Raw genomic sequence first — 13,760 nt, forward strand, 5'->3', positions numbered from 1 at the left:
GCAGCATACTTTGCGAAATAATAGGGTTACAAAAATAATAGTTTGATAGTTTTTGTTATTTAAGTTTTATTAGATGTTTGGGTTTTGTAGCCGGAAATTTATTTCCGGCTTCTTTTTTTATGTGATTCTACGTTTTAATTACTCCTGTAAGAATTTGTCACCTATTCCAGGATACATTTTTAAATTCCATTTAAGTGGTACTGATTTTATTCTCAATTATTTCTGGAAATCGAATCGCAAAAGCTTAGTTATGAACTGATAATGCAGATATGTTTTGTAGCATTAATGCTGAATAGCAGAAATTGGACTCAAAAAATATACTACTTTAGTCGGCGATTTAGGAATTATTAAAAAACATCATAAAATCGATTAAAAGATGCACAAAGAGATCAAAATAGTTTCTTTTGAGGAAGCAGCGAAGGTGATTAAATCTGGGGATAGAGTACATTTACATTCCGTGGCTTTGGCTCCGCAGAAGTTTATAAATGCAATGTGTGAAAGAGGTCGTAATGGCGAAATTTACGATGTGGCAATACAGCACCTCCATACAGAAGGTCCGGCTCCTTATGCAGACGCTGAATTTGAAGGTATCTTTAATTTGGAGTCGTTGTTTGTTGGTGCCAACGTAAGGAAGCAAACACAGGCAGGTTATGCAGATTATATTCCTGTGTTTTTGAGCGAAACGCAGCAGTTGATTCGTGAAGGAATTTTGAAAGTGAACGTAGCTGTGGTTCAGGTAAGTGTGCCGGATAAGCATGGATATGTATCATTGGGTACCTCTGTTGATGCTACAAAAGCAGCTGTTGAAACAGCAGATACTGTTGTTGCGGTAATCAATCCTAATGTACCTCGTGCATTTGGTGATGCCTTGATGCCTTTGAGTTATTTTGATGTATTTTGTGAGGATAATACTCCACTGATCGAGCACCATAATGCACCATTAACCGAGATTGATATTCAGATTGGTAAAAATGTTGCAGGTTTAATTCCTGATGGAGCTTGTCTTCAGATGGGTATTGGAGGTATTCCAAATGCAGTTTTGGCTCAATTAGGCAATCACAAGAATCTTGGCGTGCACACTGAAATGTTTGCTGATGGTCTTCTTCCTTTGGTTTACAGCGGTGTTGTTAACGGAATGAACAAGAAATTGGATAAAGGTAAAATTGTTGCTGGTTTCTTAATGGGAACAAAGGAGCTTTACGATTTTGTTGATGATAATCCCGGAGTTTTAATGATGGATGTTGCTTATACTAATGGAGTTGGTATCATCAAGCAAAATCCTAAAGTGTGTGCAATTAATTCTGCATTATCTATTGATATTACAGGTCAGGTTTGTGCCGATTCAATCGGAACAAGACACTACTCTGGTGTTGGCGGACAAATTGACTTTACACGTGGTGCTTCTGCTTCAGAAGGTGGTGTGCCGATTATTGCGATGCCTTCTGTTACTGGAAAAGGAGTTTCAAAAATCACTCCAACACTACTGCAGGGATCTGGTGTTGTGACTACCCGTAACAACATGAGATGGTTTGTAACTGAGCATGGAGCAGTTAATTTGTTTGGAAAAACATTACAACAAAGAGCTAAAGCTATTATTTCTGTTGCACATCCTAATTTTAGAGAAGAATTGGATCAGGCAGCTTTCGAAAGATTCGGTAGTCACTACCATTTTGTTGCTAAAAAATACTAAAATAGTTCAGATATTCTGATCAAAATAAACGAGGCTTCACTTGAGGCCTCGTTTTGCATTTTGTCCGTCCTTAAAAAAAAAGAAATATTGGTTTGTATTGGTGGAGTTGTACTTTGTTATTGATCTTCTATCTTAGGAACGGAGCCCATCAATTTATCTGACTTAGGAATGGTAATGTAAAAACTACTTCCTTTTCCTTCTTCACTATCTGCCCATATCTTTCCGCCATTTTTTTCAATATATTCTTTACAAAGCAATAAACCAATTCCAGCACCTTTTTCCTGGGCAGTTCCTAATGCAAGGTAATTATTATCCAAACGGAATATCTTGTGAAGATTGGTTTTACTCATTCCCACTCCTTCATCAGAAATATCCAATTCTATCCAATATTTCTTTTCACGGGTCGAAACCGTAATTTTTCCTTCCCGATAGGAGAATTTTATTGCATTGGAGAGCAGATTTTTAAATACTTCGCAGATAGCCGCTGTGTCTGCATATGCTTTGGAGGTACTGTCTAAATTAAAAATAACCTTAACATTTTTCTCAATAAGTTGTTCTGAAAGCTTTGTTAAACTATAATCTAAAAGTTCTTTCACATTAAAAAGACGAGGTGAAAATTTTGTTTTGCCGGACTGAGAGGCAGACCACAGTAAAATATTTTCAACAAGATCATAAGTTTGGAAAGACAAGTCTCTGATGTTTTTCGATAAATGCTTTTGTTCTTCAATTTTAGCCTGGTTAAAACTATCAAGAAGTTTTGAACTCATAAGCTTCATATCAATAAAAGGGGTTCGTAAATCGTTCGAAATAATATTGAATATTTTATCTTTTGTAAGGTTCAAATCCTTGAGTGTTACTTCGGTTTCTTTTAATCTGGAGTTCATTTCTTCCAGTTCATCATTCTTATCCGTTAAGGCTTGCGTAGCTTCCTTTCTTATTTTGATGTTCCTGTTTGCGACATAACCTATTATTCCTGCAAGTATTATTAAGGCTACAAAAAGATAGATTACAATGGTTTGCTGGCGATTGTACGCTTTTAAGCTCTTGATTTCATCTTTATTTTTTGAAATTTGATAATTAGCCTCAAATTCAGATATTTTATCTTTATCAATCTGATCTATAATACTGTCGTATTGGGTGCTCGAGTATTCACGGAAGTATTCCAATGCTTTCTTATAATCTCCTTGGTTAGAGAAATACTCGAACAAATTCTCCGATGCAATTTTTTGCAGGCTTCTGTCTTTGCACAGATTAGCATGATCGAATGCTGAAAGCAAATAGTCTTTGGCTTCCTCGCTTTGGTAATATTTCATTAATATTTCTCCAATGCTGTTCGAGGAATATGCTATTCCTTTGTTATTTCCAATTCTGCGGTGAAGACTAAGTGATATTTTATGATATTCCAGACTCTTGTCGAAATTATTGTAGCTCTCGTATAGATTCCCAATTAACGAAAAGACATTTGCCTGTTCCTTTTGATCATTAATTTCATCGTAAATTTTTAAAGCTTCATTGTAGTTCTTTAAAGAAAAATCCAATTCATTTAGATCCTTGTATACCGTTCCTATATTTTTGAGAGTAGCGGCAATAAATATTTTATTTCCTATTTCTTTTCTTATTTCAAGAGATCTGTTGTAGTAGGCCAAAGATTCATTGAAATTGTTCAATCTCCAATATATTCCTCCAATATCATTTAGCGAAAACGCAATAAGGGTTTTGTCACCTATTTCTTCTCTAATTTCAAGAGCCTTGGTGTAATAATCGAGTGCTTTGTTCGGTTTATTAAGGTTCTTATATACATTCCCAAGATTGTTTAGAGAGGATGATATGTCTGATTTGTCGCCTAAATCAGATCTTATTTCCAGCGATTTAAGATAAAATTCTAAGGAGCTGGCGTAATCTTTTTTTAGCCAAAAAACACTTCCGATATTATTTAAGGTGTAAGCAACTTCTTTTTGAGTTCCATTTTTCTCCCTTATTTCAAGCGACCGGTTAAGGTGAATCAGGGCTTCGTCGTATTTATTTAGTATTTTATATATTTCTCCAATGTTATTCAACGAACTGGCAGTCCCTTTCAGGTCATTAATCGTTTTTCGGATTTCCAGAGCCTGTTTGTGGCAATCGAGCGCCAGTCTAAAATTGTTAACCCGACGATATAAATTTCCCAGATTGTATAATGAAGCTGATTTTTCAGCAGGATCTGCAGAGTTGAGAATGACAACTTCCTTTGCGTAGTCGATACTTTTGTCAGGATCTATATCAATATATAAGCTCGATAGTTCTTTAAGTAAAGCAATTTTTTCACCACCTTCAGTACTTTTTAATAATTCTTCGACCTTCAGAATTCGATCCTGAGATTCGCCCAACACCAAAGTTATAGGGAAAAAAAGAAGAATTAAAAAAATATATTTAAGCTTACAAAGCATAACAGTCCTGACTTTGGGGTTCATCATACCGTAAAAATAGTATTAATTTATCTCTCGGCAACATAAAGAGATTTGAAATAGTGCACTTTAGCTTACTTTGTATTTACGATAATGTTTTCTGCAAGCTGAGGGAGGTTTACACCAGTAAAGTTTCCCGAACTCATCAATAAAACATTTGTATTCTTAAAATCTATTGAAAGTAAATCTGAAATTAGTTGATCTGAATTAATATATACTTTAAGATTAGTTCCTCCAAACGCTTCTTCCACCTGTTTGCTGGTTATTGGTTCCAGTTTTTTGTGTTCAATTGTTTTCGGATCAAAATAAACAAAAGCCTGATCAGCCATACTCATTGTATTTTTATAATGAGGCAGAAATTCTTTCTTTAGGCTGCTGAAAGTGTGAAGTTCCATACAGGCAATCAATTTTCTATTCTGATATTGCTTTTTTACAGCTTCGGTCGTTGCTTTTAATTTAGAAGGAGAATGAGCAAAATCCTGAAATACACTACAGTTATCGCTTTCAGCCAACTTTTGCAGGCGACGGGCAGCTCCGGAAAAATTTTGAATCGATTGGTAAAAATCAAGGTCTTTTATTCCAATACTTTTGCAGATGTGATAAGCCCCCATAAGGTTTTGTAAATTATGCTCCCCAAATATTTCAAGAGCAAATTCATTATCATCTGTTGTTAAAATGGTTTGGTTGTTTTCCAGTCTGAATGGATGCGTATTGTATGGAATGTAGTTCACATCATTTCTTCTTTTAGTGAGAATTTTTTGAATGTGTTCATCCTCTTCAAAATAGATTAAACTCCCATTGGGCTGAATAAGATTTGTGAATATCCCGAACTGCTCAACATAGTTTTCAAAAGTTGGAAAAACATTGATGTGATCCCAGGCTACACCGGTAAGTAAGGCAATGTGTGGATGATAAAGATGGAATTTGGGTCTTCTGTCAATTGGAGAAGACAAATACTCATCACCTTCGAAGATTGCAATTTTAGCTTCTTTGGTCAACTTAACCATGGTTTCGAAACCTTCAATTTGGGCACCAACCATATAATCAAAATCAATATCATTTTCTTTAAGAACATGCATAACCATTGATGTTGTAGTTGTTTTTCCATGGCTGCCACCAATTACAATTCTGGTTTTGTCTTTTGTTTGCTCGTAAATGTATTCAGGATAAGAGAAGATTTTTAAGCCTAATTCCTGAGCTTTTAAAAGCTCAGGATTATCAATACGGGCGTGCATTCCAAGAATAATAGCGTCGAGATCTGTATTTATTTTTTCAGGAAACCAGCCCCATTCTTTTGGCAGTATATTGTGTTTTTCCAAACGGGATTTTGAGGGATTAAAAATTTCATCATCGGAACCCGAAACAGTAAAACCTTTTAAATGCAGTGCTATTGCAAGATTGTGCATGGCGCTGCCGCCAATTGCTATAAAATGTACTCTCATTGGTATTCGCTTTTAAAAATTGTATTTTTGATCTGTATTAAATGAATTGGTCTGTAAAGCTGTATTTACAGCGCGATTCAAGATTAAAGATAACATATTTACTTAAAAATAATGGAAATATATAATATAGAAACAGGCAATTTTAAGTGCGATGGAGGTGCTATGTTCAGTGTGGTTCCAAAACTTCTTTGGAGTCGAAAATACCCAAGCGATGAAGATAATTTATGCAATTGTGCAATGAGAAGCATGCTTGTTGTTGACGGGGAGCGAAAAATACTGATCGATAATGGTACCGGAGACAAGCAAAGTGCTGAATTTTTTAAACACCAGCATTTAAATGGAGAGGCTGATTTATTGTCTTCTCTTGCGAATATTGGTTTTCAGCCTACTGATATTACAGATGTAGTTTTTACTCATTTGCATTTTGACCATTGTGGTGGTGCCGTAAAGCATAATGAAAAGGGAGATGGTTTCGAATTGGTTTTTCCGAATGCCACACATTGGGTGAGTAAATTGCAATGGGACAATTTCAGAAATCCAAATATTCGTGAAGCAGATGCCTATTTTCAGGAAAATATTGTTCCAATAAAGGAGGCTGGAAAATTGAAGTTTGTTGAGAAAGATGGAGAGTTGTTTCCTGATTTTGAAGTGCGGTTGGTTAATGGTCATACTCCAGGTCTGATGGTTTCTATTATTAAAAATGAAAACTATACCATTGTATTTGCCGGAGATTTTATTCCTACAACAGCTAATGTTCCTGTAAAATGGTTGGCCAGCTACGATTTAAATCCAAAGGCATCTTTGCATGAGAAGGAGGTTTTTCTGAAGGAAGCAGTGGAGAATAATTATATCTTATTTTTTCAGCACGATATAATAAACGAGTGTTGCAGCTTGGTGCAAACTACAAAAGGTGTAAAAGTTGACAAATGTTTTTCGCTTACTGATATTAAATAATACTTAATTCGCTCTGGTATCCGTAATTTGCCAAAGTCTGCTCGATAGTTATTATCCTTTGAAAGATGGTTTTTTTTGTGCCAAAATCCTTGTAGGATGAATTGAGTGAGTGCAAATAATACTCCAGTACACGAAGTTGAGTGGTAAGAGTCGAAGTTTCAAATTTCTTTTCCAGATCAAGATGCTTAATTCCATGTTGATCCATTAATTCCTGCACAAAATATCCTGCTCGAATAATCCTTTTGGAAAGATTGAGTTCATTGTGGATATGTAAAACCATAATACTGGTCAGAAGTGCAAGGAATACAATCACGAGTAGTGCTGACATAGTGTAAGGATTTGTTTAATAAAGATTAACTCCCGTAGTTTACGATGGATTTTTGAAAAAGTTTTAATGTGAAAAGGATTAATGGTCTGAAGGCCAGATAAAAGCCTATTAGCGACAGTATGATATCCATTAAAATAGTAGGTTTTATCAACTGAAATTTATCGTTAATCAAAGAAAATGATAAAATCCTAAAAATGAATTGAAAAGCGAAAAAGAGAAATATTTGCAAGCCGAAAGGGTTAAATGCCAGAGCCTGTTGCAGATTGCCACGGACAATAGCTGAGAAGCTTCGGGACAGACCGGTAGACGGACTTATTTCGTTTGTAATTTGGGTGTAAAAAGAGGGTATGGGATGATTACATTCTTTAGGAGAAAACAGAGCAGAATAAATAAAAATGCAAAGAATAATTCCGGCTAAAGAGAGGTTAATTATTTTGTAATTCTGTTTAGCCGAATATTGAGAATTACTCATTATCAATTTTTATTTCGATGTTGATGCTGTCTGTTTTAATATGAATTGAATCCACACAAACTTCATCAAGTTGTTCTTCCAATTCCTGCAGAGCATCTTGTAAGTCAGCATTTTGAGTAGACTCATCAATCACTTCTTCAATTGCATCTTCTACAAAACCCTCTATTTGATCTTCGCTTAGGTTAGCAATCCCAACAACAAATATCAGCCAAAGCGATGCAACTAAAACCCCGATAATAGAAACGATTAAAGCTGCAATATTAATTCCACGGGCACCATTATCTTTGTTTGCCTGACTTAGTCCTACTGCACTTAAGATGATCGCAATAATTCCCGGAACAATTGCAATAATTCCTACACAGGGAATAAATCCTATCATGAAAGTTATGATACCAAGTATTAATCCAATTATTCCTAACGTTTGTCCGGCATTTGTGCGCTCTTGTTCCATGATTGAGTTGATTAGTCTAAAGGATAAAGGTACTAATTTTTTGAGATTATTAGTAAAAGATCTTTTTCCAAAGTTTTTTTCGGACTTTCGATAATCCGACCTATTTCCTTACTATTTCGGTAGATGACAGCTGTTGGAACATTGGTAACTTTATTGGCTTTTGCATCAAAATCCGGTGAAGATTTTCCGGAGTCTAAAGCATTCATATTTAATTGATCAAACGGAAAATTTATTTCTTCCAGTATTTTAATGAAACGAGGCACTTCTCTATGACTGTCGTGACACCATGAACCGATAATCAGGAGAATTGAAATATCCGTTAGATTTTGTTCCCGAAGCTCTTTTAGAATCGTTGTGTCCGGAAGATAAGAATCGTGCTCAGGCGTGTACCAAGGGGAACAAATATCCATGTCAAATGCATCTAAAGTAATTTGTCCGTAAAGAATATTCATTTTGATTCTGGAATCTTCTTTGGTTTGGTTTTGAGCCGAAATATTCCCTATGATTAATGAGAGAAGAAGAAGAATGGCTGGTCTTTTCATAAGATTTGAAGTTTTAGTTTAAGCTGAAATTTAGCACAAAAAAAAGACAGGAACATTGTTCCTGTCTTTAAATATAATGATAATAAAAGAACTAGTCTTTGTATTGCTCAATTAGGATATCCAACATTTGGATAGCACATCTTGATACTTTGGTACCAGGACCAAATACACCAACAACACCAGCTTCGTATAGGAAATCGTAATCCTGAGCTGGAATAACACCACCTGCAGTAACCATGATATCTTCGCGGCCCAATTTTTTCAATTCTGCGATAACGGCAGGAACTAAAGTTTTGTGACCAGCAGCTAATGAAGAAACACCAACGATGTGTACATCATTTTCTACAGCTTGCTTAGCAGATTCTTCCGGAGTCTGGAACAAAGGTCCCATATCCACGTCAAATCCTATATCAGCAAAACCGGTAGCAACAACTTTACCACCACGGTCATGACCATCTTGTCCCATTTTTGCTATCATGATACGAGGACGGCGTCCTGTCATTTCTGCAAATTGATTTGCTTTTTCTTTCGCTACAGCGAAATCAGCATCTTGTCCTGATTCTGATGAATATACTCCTGACACGGTTCTAATTACAGCTTTATATCTACCACAAACTTTTTCACATGCATCTGAAATCTCACCAAGGGAAGCACGTAATTGTGCAGCTTTAACAGCAAGATCCAATAAGTTACCTTCACCTCCGTTTGCACAAGCGGTGATGGCTTCAAGAGCAGCTTGAACAGCTTTATCGTCACGGTTAGCACGAAGCTTAGCCAAACGTTCAATCTGAGCAATACGTACAGCAGTGTTATCTACTTCCAATATATCCAATGGATCTTCTTTCTCCAAACGATATTTGTTGGTACCTACAATAGTTTGAGTGTTCGCATCAATCTTAGCTTGAGTACGGGCAGCAGCTTCTTCGATACGAAGTTTTGGAATACCGGATTCGATCGCTTTTGCCATTCCACCTAATTTCTCAACTTCTTCAATATGAGCCCAAGCCTTATTTACTAATTCCTGAGTTAACGACTCAACGTAGTAAGAACCAGCCCAAGGATCAACAGCTTTACAGATGGTAGTTTCATCCTGAATGAAAATCTGAGTATTACGGGCAATACGTGCAGAGAAGTCTGTTGGCAATGCAATTGCCTCATCCAATGCATTGGTATGAAGAGATTGAGTGTGACCTAATGCAGCAGCCATTGCTTCGATACAAGTACGTCCAACATTGTTGAATGGATCTTGTTCGGTTAACGACCAACCTGAAGTTTGCGAGTGAGTACGCAATGCCATCGACTTAGGATTTTTAGGATTGAATTGTTTTACAATCTTAGACCATAGTAAACGACCAGCTCTCATTTTAGCAATCTCCATGAAGTGATTCATTCCGATTGCCCAGAAGAAAGACAAACGAGGAGCGAATGTATCAACATCCATACCTGCAGCTACACCTTTTTTCAAGTACTCCAAACCATCAGCAAGAGTATAAGCCAACTCGATATCTGCAGTAGCACCTGCTTCCTGCATGTGGTAACCCGAGATAGAAATGGAGTTGAACTTAGGCATGAAATTCGAAGTAAATTCGAAAATATCAGCAATAATTTTCATTGAGAAATTTGGTGGGTAAATGTATGTGTTACGCACCATAAATTCTTTTAGGATATCGTTTTGGATAGTACCTGAAAGTTCTTCCAGTTTAGCACCTTGCTCTAAACCTGCAACAATGTAAAAAGCCAATACTGGAAGTACTGCTCCGTTCATTGTCATGGATACTGACATCTGATCCAATGGAATTTGATCGAAAAGGATCTCCATATCCAGAATTGAGTCAATAGCAACTCCCGCTTTTCCAACATCACCTATTACACGGGGATGATCTGAATCATATCCACGGTGAGTAGCTAAATCGAATGCTACAGAAAGACCTTTCTGACCAGCAGCAAGGTTACGACGGTAGAATGCATTTGATTCTTCAGCAGTAGAGAAACCTGCATACTGACGAACAGTCCAGGGACGCAAAGGATACATCGCTGAATAAGGTCCACGTAGGAATGGAGGTAAACCTGAAACATAGTTAAGGTGCTCCATACCTTCTAAATCTTCCTTGTTAAAAGCTGTTTTAACAGGAATTTGTTCTGGTGTCATCCACGATTTTTCAATGCCGTTTTCTTTTTCCCATTCCTGAGCAGCAGCAGTTGATCTTGAAGATGATTTGATATTTATATCTTTAAAATTTGGCTTCATTTTCTTTCTTTTTAACCTGTACTGACGTAGCATGCTACGTCTTTACTAAATTCCTAACTCGGCTTGGTATTGTTTTAAAGTTTCAAGAACGTTCGACTTCACGTTAATAAAGTTCTCAACACCCTTAGCTTTTAGTTCATCAGCACATGCCGGAGCACCTGCAACAACGGTAACAGCTTTTCCTTTAAGAGCTTCGTAAACTTCAGGAACGATAGTTGCATATTCATCATCAGAGCTGCAAACAACAACAATCTTCGCACCTTTTTCTGTTACGAATTTTACACCTTCTTCTACTGATTTAAAACCGTTGTGATCTTCAACATCAAATCCGGCACAGGCGAAGAAGTTACAAGCAAACTGAGCACGGGCTTTACGCATGTTTAAGTTTCCGATTGGGAACATCATCACTTTAGGACGACCATTTGTTTTGCTGTAAATATCGGTTTTGTTACGAAGTGCTTCGAAAGCCTGAGCACCACGATATGGTTTAAGCGTTTCGCAAACAGCATCGGCAGCAGTTTTATCTGCAGGAGTAAGAACTGATTCAGGAAGAGCTTCCAATACTTCACCAAAATTTGGGAATTGGTTAGTTCCTAAGAAATTCTCTTGACGTGTAGCGATTTGGAAATCACGTTTCTGAGCTGTTGCTTTGATTGTAGACTGTACGAATCCTGCTTTGAAAGCTTCCAGGTATCCACCTTTATCTTCAACAGTCAGGAATAGTTTCCAGGCTTCGTCAGCAATTGATTCAGTTAATGACTCAATATAGTATGAACCTGCAGCTGGATCAGCAATTTTAGCCAGGTGCGATTCTTCTTTTAGTAATAATTGTTGGTTACGGGCAATTCTCTCAGAGAAAACAGAAGATTCAGCAAATGCAGAATCGAAAGGTTTTACTGTAAATGAATCAAGACCACCTAAAACAGCCGACATTGATTCTGTTTGAGTACGCAGCATGTTCACATAAGGATCGTAAACAGTTTTGTTCCACTCTGATGTTTCGCCATGAACATTCATTTTGCAAACTTCTTCGTTTGAAGCACCAAATGCTTTCACGATGTTTGCCCATACCATACGTCCGGCTCTTAACTTGGCAATTTCCATAAAATATTTAGAGCTTGTTGCAAAGTTGAAACGGATTTTTGGAGCTACCTCATCAACTGAAAGACCTGCATCAATCATTTTGCTTAGATATTCAGCACCAGCGGCTAAAGAGAAACCTAATTCTTCAACAATTGAAGATCCTGAGTTGTTAAAAAGGCTTCCGCCTACTGCAACAACTTTATAGTTAGGAAGAGCTTTTGCTGCTTCGATAGCTTCTTTTAAATAATTAAAAGAACTTTCCTCTGACTGACAGAAGTTGCCAACAGTACTGAATCCTGAAAGAATATCGATAGAAACCCCGCCATTTAATTTATCAAGAGCGATACCTTTTTCAGTTGCAATTGCCTGTAGGTTTTTAATTAATTCAACAGAACCGTGAGATTTTTCGAAGTTGATTTCTACACAATCCAGAAAAATACCATCCAACAAAGTTGCTAATTCATCTTTGCTTAGGTCTTTCCAATTCAATACGAATCCAATTGAGTCGATACCTTTGTTCAGAACATCAAGAGCTTTTTCGTTAGCTGCTTTTACATCTTCAACAATAATATCCTGACGAACTAACCAGTCGTTATTGTCTTTTTTATTACCACGAACATAAGGAAAATCTCCAGGATAGGTATTCATGAAGGCTTTGTCTTCCATGTTCTCCAGTCTGTAGAAAGGCTGCACATTGAATCCTTCATTAGTTCTCCAAACCAACTTTCTATCAAAGTCAGCACCTTTAAGATCTTTAGTGATTTTGTCAATCCACTCTTGTGTAGATTGAGGAGCAAAGTCACTAAAAAGTTTATTATCTGCCATAACTGTAACTGTTTAAAAATTAGAGCCTAAAAATAAGGCCTTTTTATCATTTAAGGAAGGTTTAAAAAATGTTCTTAATCATACTTTTAAAACACGTTCGAATTAGGAATTATTAATTAAGATTTATGAATAAAACAGGATTTCCGGTCAATTAAAAATGGAATTGTCTGGAATTATATGATGAGTTAAGGTCTTATGACTTACCCATTAATAATTGCTGACTCAGAATTTATAATTCACAACAATAGGGGCATGATCAGATGCCTGCATCCATTGTTGAAGTGTATTTCCGCTATTTTGAACAAAGTGACCATTGGTAAACAGGTAATCCACTTTTCGGTTCCAGTACCCGTTTTTATCTGTTGTGTGTGTGAAATGTTTCGAATTGTTTTGTTTAAATTCTTCCAAAGGTATTGCTGCTGTATAACTTTCGTAAAAAGGCATCATCCATTCTGTTTCGGAGCTGTAATTATCCGCTTCAAAATCGCCGTCGGTGCATGCTGAATCTTCGAAATTACTGGTTTGCTTACTAAATGGAGGAAGAGAGTTAAAATCGCCGCCTAAAATAAATTTTTGTCCTTTTTGATTTAAAGAATCGACGTAATTCTTCAAAATTTCCAACTGTATTTTCTTGGTATCATCTTTGGCATAGGCCGACAGATGAGTTGTTAAAAGTTTAATTGCTTCACCCTTGTGTTCCAGATTTATTTCCAGAATATTTCGTTTGAGATAAAAATAACGAACAATGAAATTTTGCGATTGAATAAGGGGCAGAGGAGTTCGTTTCGCATCGGTAAATTTCCATTTGGATAAAATGGCATTACCCGAATCCATTTTTCCGATGCCGTCGCTGGGAATGTACTTGGCTTTCCATTGTGAGGCGTAAGCCGCATAATTAAAATCGGTATTGTCAAGCAAATACTGAACCTGATCAACAAAAGCACTTCGTTTTGCATTCACATCGGCTTCCTGAATAAACAGGATATCGGGGTTTACTTCACGGATTTTTTCAGAAAGCATGCTCATGTTATCCAGCACTTCTGATTTTTCCATGATGACCCGATTGCCATGACAATCGAAAAAGAAATCGATTCTTCCCCCACCAAATTTAATGTTCCAGGTCATTACTTTTAAGGTATCCGGGAAGGCGGATTCTTGTTTTTCCAAACTTTCGTATAAGGATACTTCGGTTCCTATTTTGGTGTGAAAAGGATCGCAGGCACTGGATAGCAGCGATACCACGATCAAATAAATTTTGCCTAAAAGCTTCATCTTATTAGT

11 protein-coding genes are annotated in these 13,760 nt (G+C 36.6%); 2 read left to right on the top strand and 9 right to left on the bottom strand.

Going from position 1 to position 13,760, the window contains the following annotated elements; translation table 11 throughout:
* Window positions 1-376: 376 nt before the first annotated feature.
* Window positions 377-1,690 carry an acetyl-CoA hydrolase/transferase family protein gene (locus tag BZG01_RS11560; RefSeq protein WP_101309995.1) on the top strand — a complete coding sequence of 438 codons (1,314 nt, stop codon included), beginning with the start codon at window positions 377-379 and terminating at the stop codon, window positions 1,688-1,690.
* Between the two features lie 116 nt (window positions 1,691-1,806).
* On the opposite strand, the gene BZG01_RS11565 is transcribed toward BZG01_RS11560, so the two are convergent.
* A complete protein-coding gene (locus BZG01_RS11565) occupies window positions 1,807-4,143 on the bottom strand; it encodes a tetratricopeptide repeat-containing sensor histidine kinase (RefSeq protein ID WP_101309996.1) in 2,337 nt (778 codons plus the stop codon).
* A 65-nt stretch (window positions 4,144-4,208) separates the two neighbouring features.
* Window positions 4,209-5,576, bottom strand: coding sequence for a UDP-N-acetylmuramate--L-alanine ligase (locus BZG01_RS11570; protein WP_101309997.1), 1,368 nt, complete (start codon window positions 5,574-5,576; stop codon window positions 4,209-4,211).
* A gap of 111 nt (window positions 5,577-5,687) precedes the next feature.
* On the opposite strand from BZG01_RS11570, the gene BZG01_RS11575 reads away from it, so the two are divergent.
* The gene (locus BZG01_RS11575; protein ID WP_101309998.1) at window positions 5,688-6,530 is read left to right on the top strand and encodes an MBL fold metallo-hydrolase; all 843 of its coding nucleotides are present in this window, start codon (window positions 5,688-5,690) and stop codon (window positions 6,528-6,530) included.
* Here the strand turns inward: BZG01_RS11575 and BZG01_RS11580 are convergent.
* The 7 genes from BZG01_RS11580 to BZG01_RS11610 form a co-directional block, all read right to left on the bottom strand.
* On the bottom strand, window positions 6,523-6,858 hold the full coding sequence (locus tag BZG01_RS11580; RefSeq protein ID WP_143470890.1) for a hypothetical protein: 336 nt from the start codon (window positions 6,856-6,858) through the stop codon (window positions 6,523-6,525). The genes BZG01_RS11575 and BZG01_RS11580 overlap by 8 nt on opposite strands.
* A 25-nt stretch (window positions 6,859-6,883) precedes the next feature.
* Window positions 6,884-7,330, bottom strand: coding sequence for a DUF2752 domain-containing protein (locus tag BZG01_RS11585; RefSeq protein ID WP_101310000.1), 447 nt, complete (start codon window positions 7,328-7,330; stop codon window positions 6,884-6,886).
* Window positions 7,323-7,781, bottom strand: a complete 459-nt coding sequence (locus tag BZG01_RS11590; RefSeq protein WP_101310001.1) for a hypothetical protein — start codon at window positions 7,779-7,781, stop codon at window positions 7,323-7,325. Before BZG01_RS11590 ends, BZG01_RS11585 begins: the two co-directional genes overlap by 8 nt.
* A 32-nt stretch (window positions 7,782-7,813) precedes the next feature.
* Window positions 7,814-8,323, bottom strand: coding sequence for a thioredoxin family protein (locus BZG01_RS11595; RefSeq protein WP_101310002.1), 510 nt, complete (start codon window positions 8,321-8,323; stop codon window positions 7,814-7,816).
* Window positions 8,324-8,414: 91 nt separating this feature from the next.
* Window positions 8,415-10,571, bottom strand: coding sequence for a methylmalonyl-CoA mutase (scpA, locus tag BZG01_RS11600; RefSeq protein WP_101310003.1), 2,157 nt, complete (start codon window positions 10,569-10,571; stop codon window positions 8,415-8,417).
* 45 nt (window positions 10,572-10,616) lie between these two features.
* Window positions 10,617-12,479, bottom strand: coding sequence for a methylmalonyl-CoA mutase family protein (locus BZG01_RS11605; RefSeq protein ID WP_101310004.1), 1,863 nt, complete (start codon window positions 12,477-12,479; stop codon window positions 10,617-10,619).
* Window positions 12,480-12,701: 222 nt separating this feature from the next.
* The gene (locus BZG01_RS11610) at window positions 12,702-13,721 is read right to left on the bottom strand and encodes an endonuclease/exonuclease/phosphatase family protein (RefSeq protein ID WP_180327295.1); all 1,020 of its coding nucleotides are present in this window, start codon (window positions 13,719-13,721) and stop codon (window positions 12,702-12,704) included.
* Window positions 13,722-13,760: the final 39 nt, after the last annotated feature.

The organism is Labilibaculum manganireducens (assembly GCF_002843385.1).
In the GTDB taxonomy this organism is placed as follows: domain Bacteria; phylum Bacteroidota; class Bacteroidia; order Bacteroidales; family Marinifilaceae; genus Labilibaculum; species Labilibaculum manganireducens.

Coding starts and splice junctions, on each gene's coding strand:
- BZG01_RS11560 (WP_101309995.1), top strand. CDS start 377: ATGCACAAAGAGATCAAAATAGTTTCTTTTGAGGAAGCAGCGAAGGTG.
- BZG01_RS11565 (WP_101309996.1), bottom strand. CDS start 4,143: ATGATGAACCCCAAAGTCAGGACTGTTATGCTTTGTAAGCTTAAATAT.
- BZG01_RS11570 (WP_101309997.1), bottom strand. CDS start 5,576: ATGAGAGTACATTTTATAGCAATTGGCGGCAGCGCCATGCACAATCTT.
- BZG01_RS11575 (WP_101309998.1), top strand. CDS start 5,688: ATGGAAATATATAATATAGAAACAGGCAATTTTAAGTGCGATGGAGGT.
- BZG01_RS11580 (WP_143470890.1), bottom strand. CDS start 6,858: ATGTCAGCACTACTCGTGATTGTATTCCTTGCACTTCTGACCAGTATT.
- BZG01_RS11585 (WP_101310000.1), bottom strand. CDS start 7,330: ATGAGTAATTCTCAATATTCGGCTAAACAGAATTACAAAATAATTAAC.
- BZG01_RS11590 (WP_101310001.1), bottom strand. CDS start 7,781: ATGGAACAAGAGCGCACAAATGCCGGACAAACGTTAGGAATAATTGGA.
- BZG01_RS11595 (WP_101310002.1), bottom strand. CDS start 8,323: ATGAAAAGACCAGCCATTCTTCTTCTTCTCTCATTAATCATAGGGAAT.
- scpA (WP_101310003.1), bottom strand. CDS start 10,571: ATGAAGCCAAATTTTAAAGATATAAATATCAAATCATCTTCAAGATCA.
- BZG01_RS11605 (WP_101310004.1), bottom strand. CDS start 12,479: ATGGCAGATAATAAACTTTTTAGTGACTTTGCTCCTCAATCTACACAA.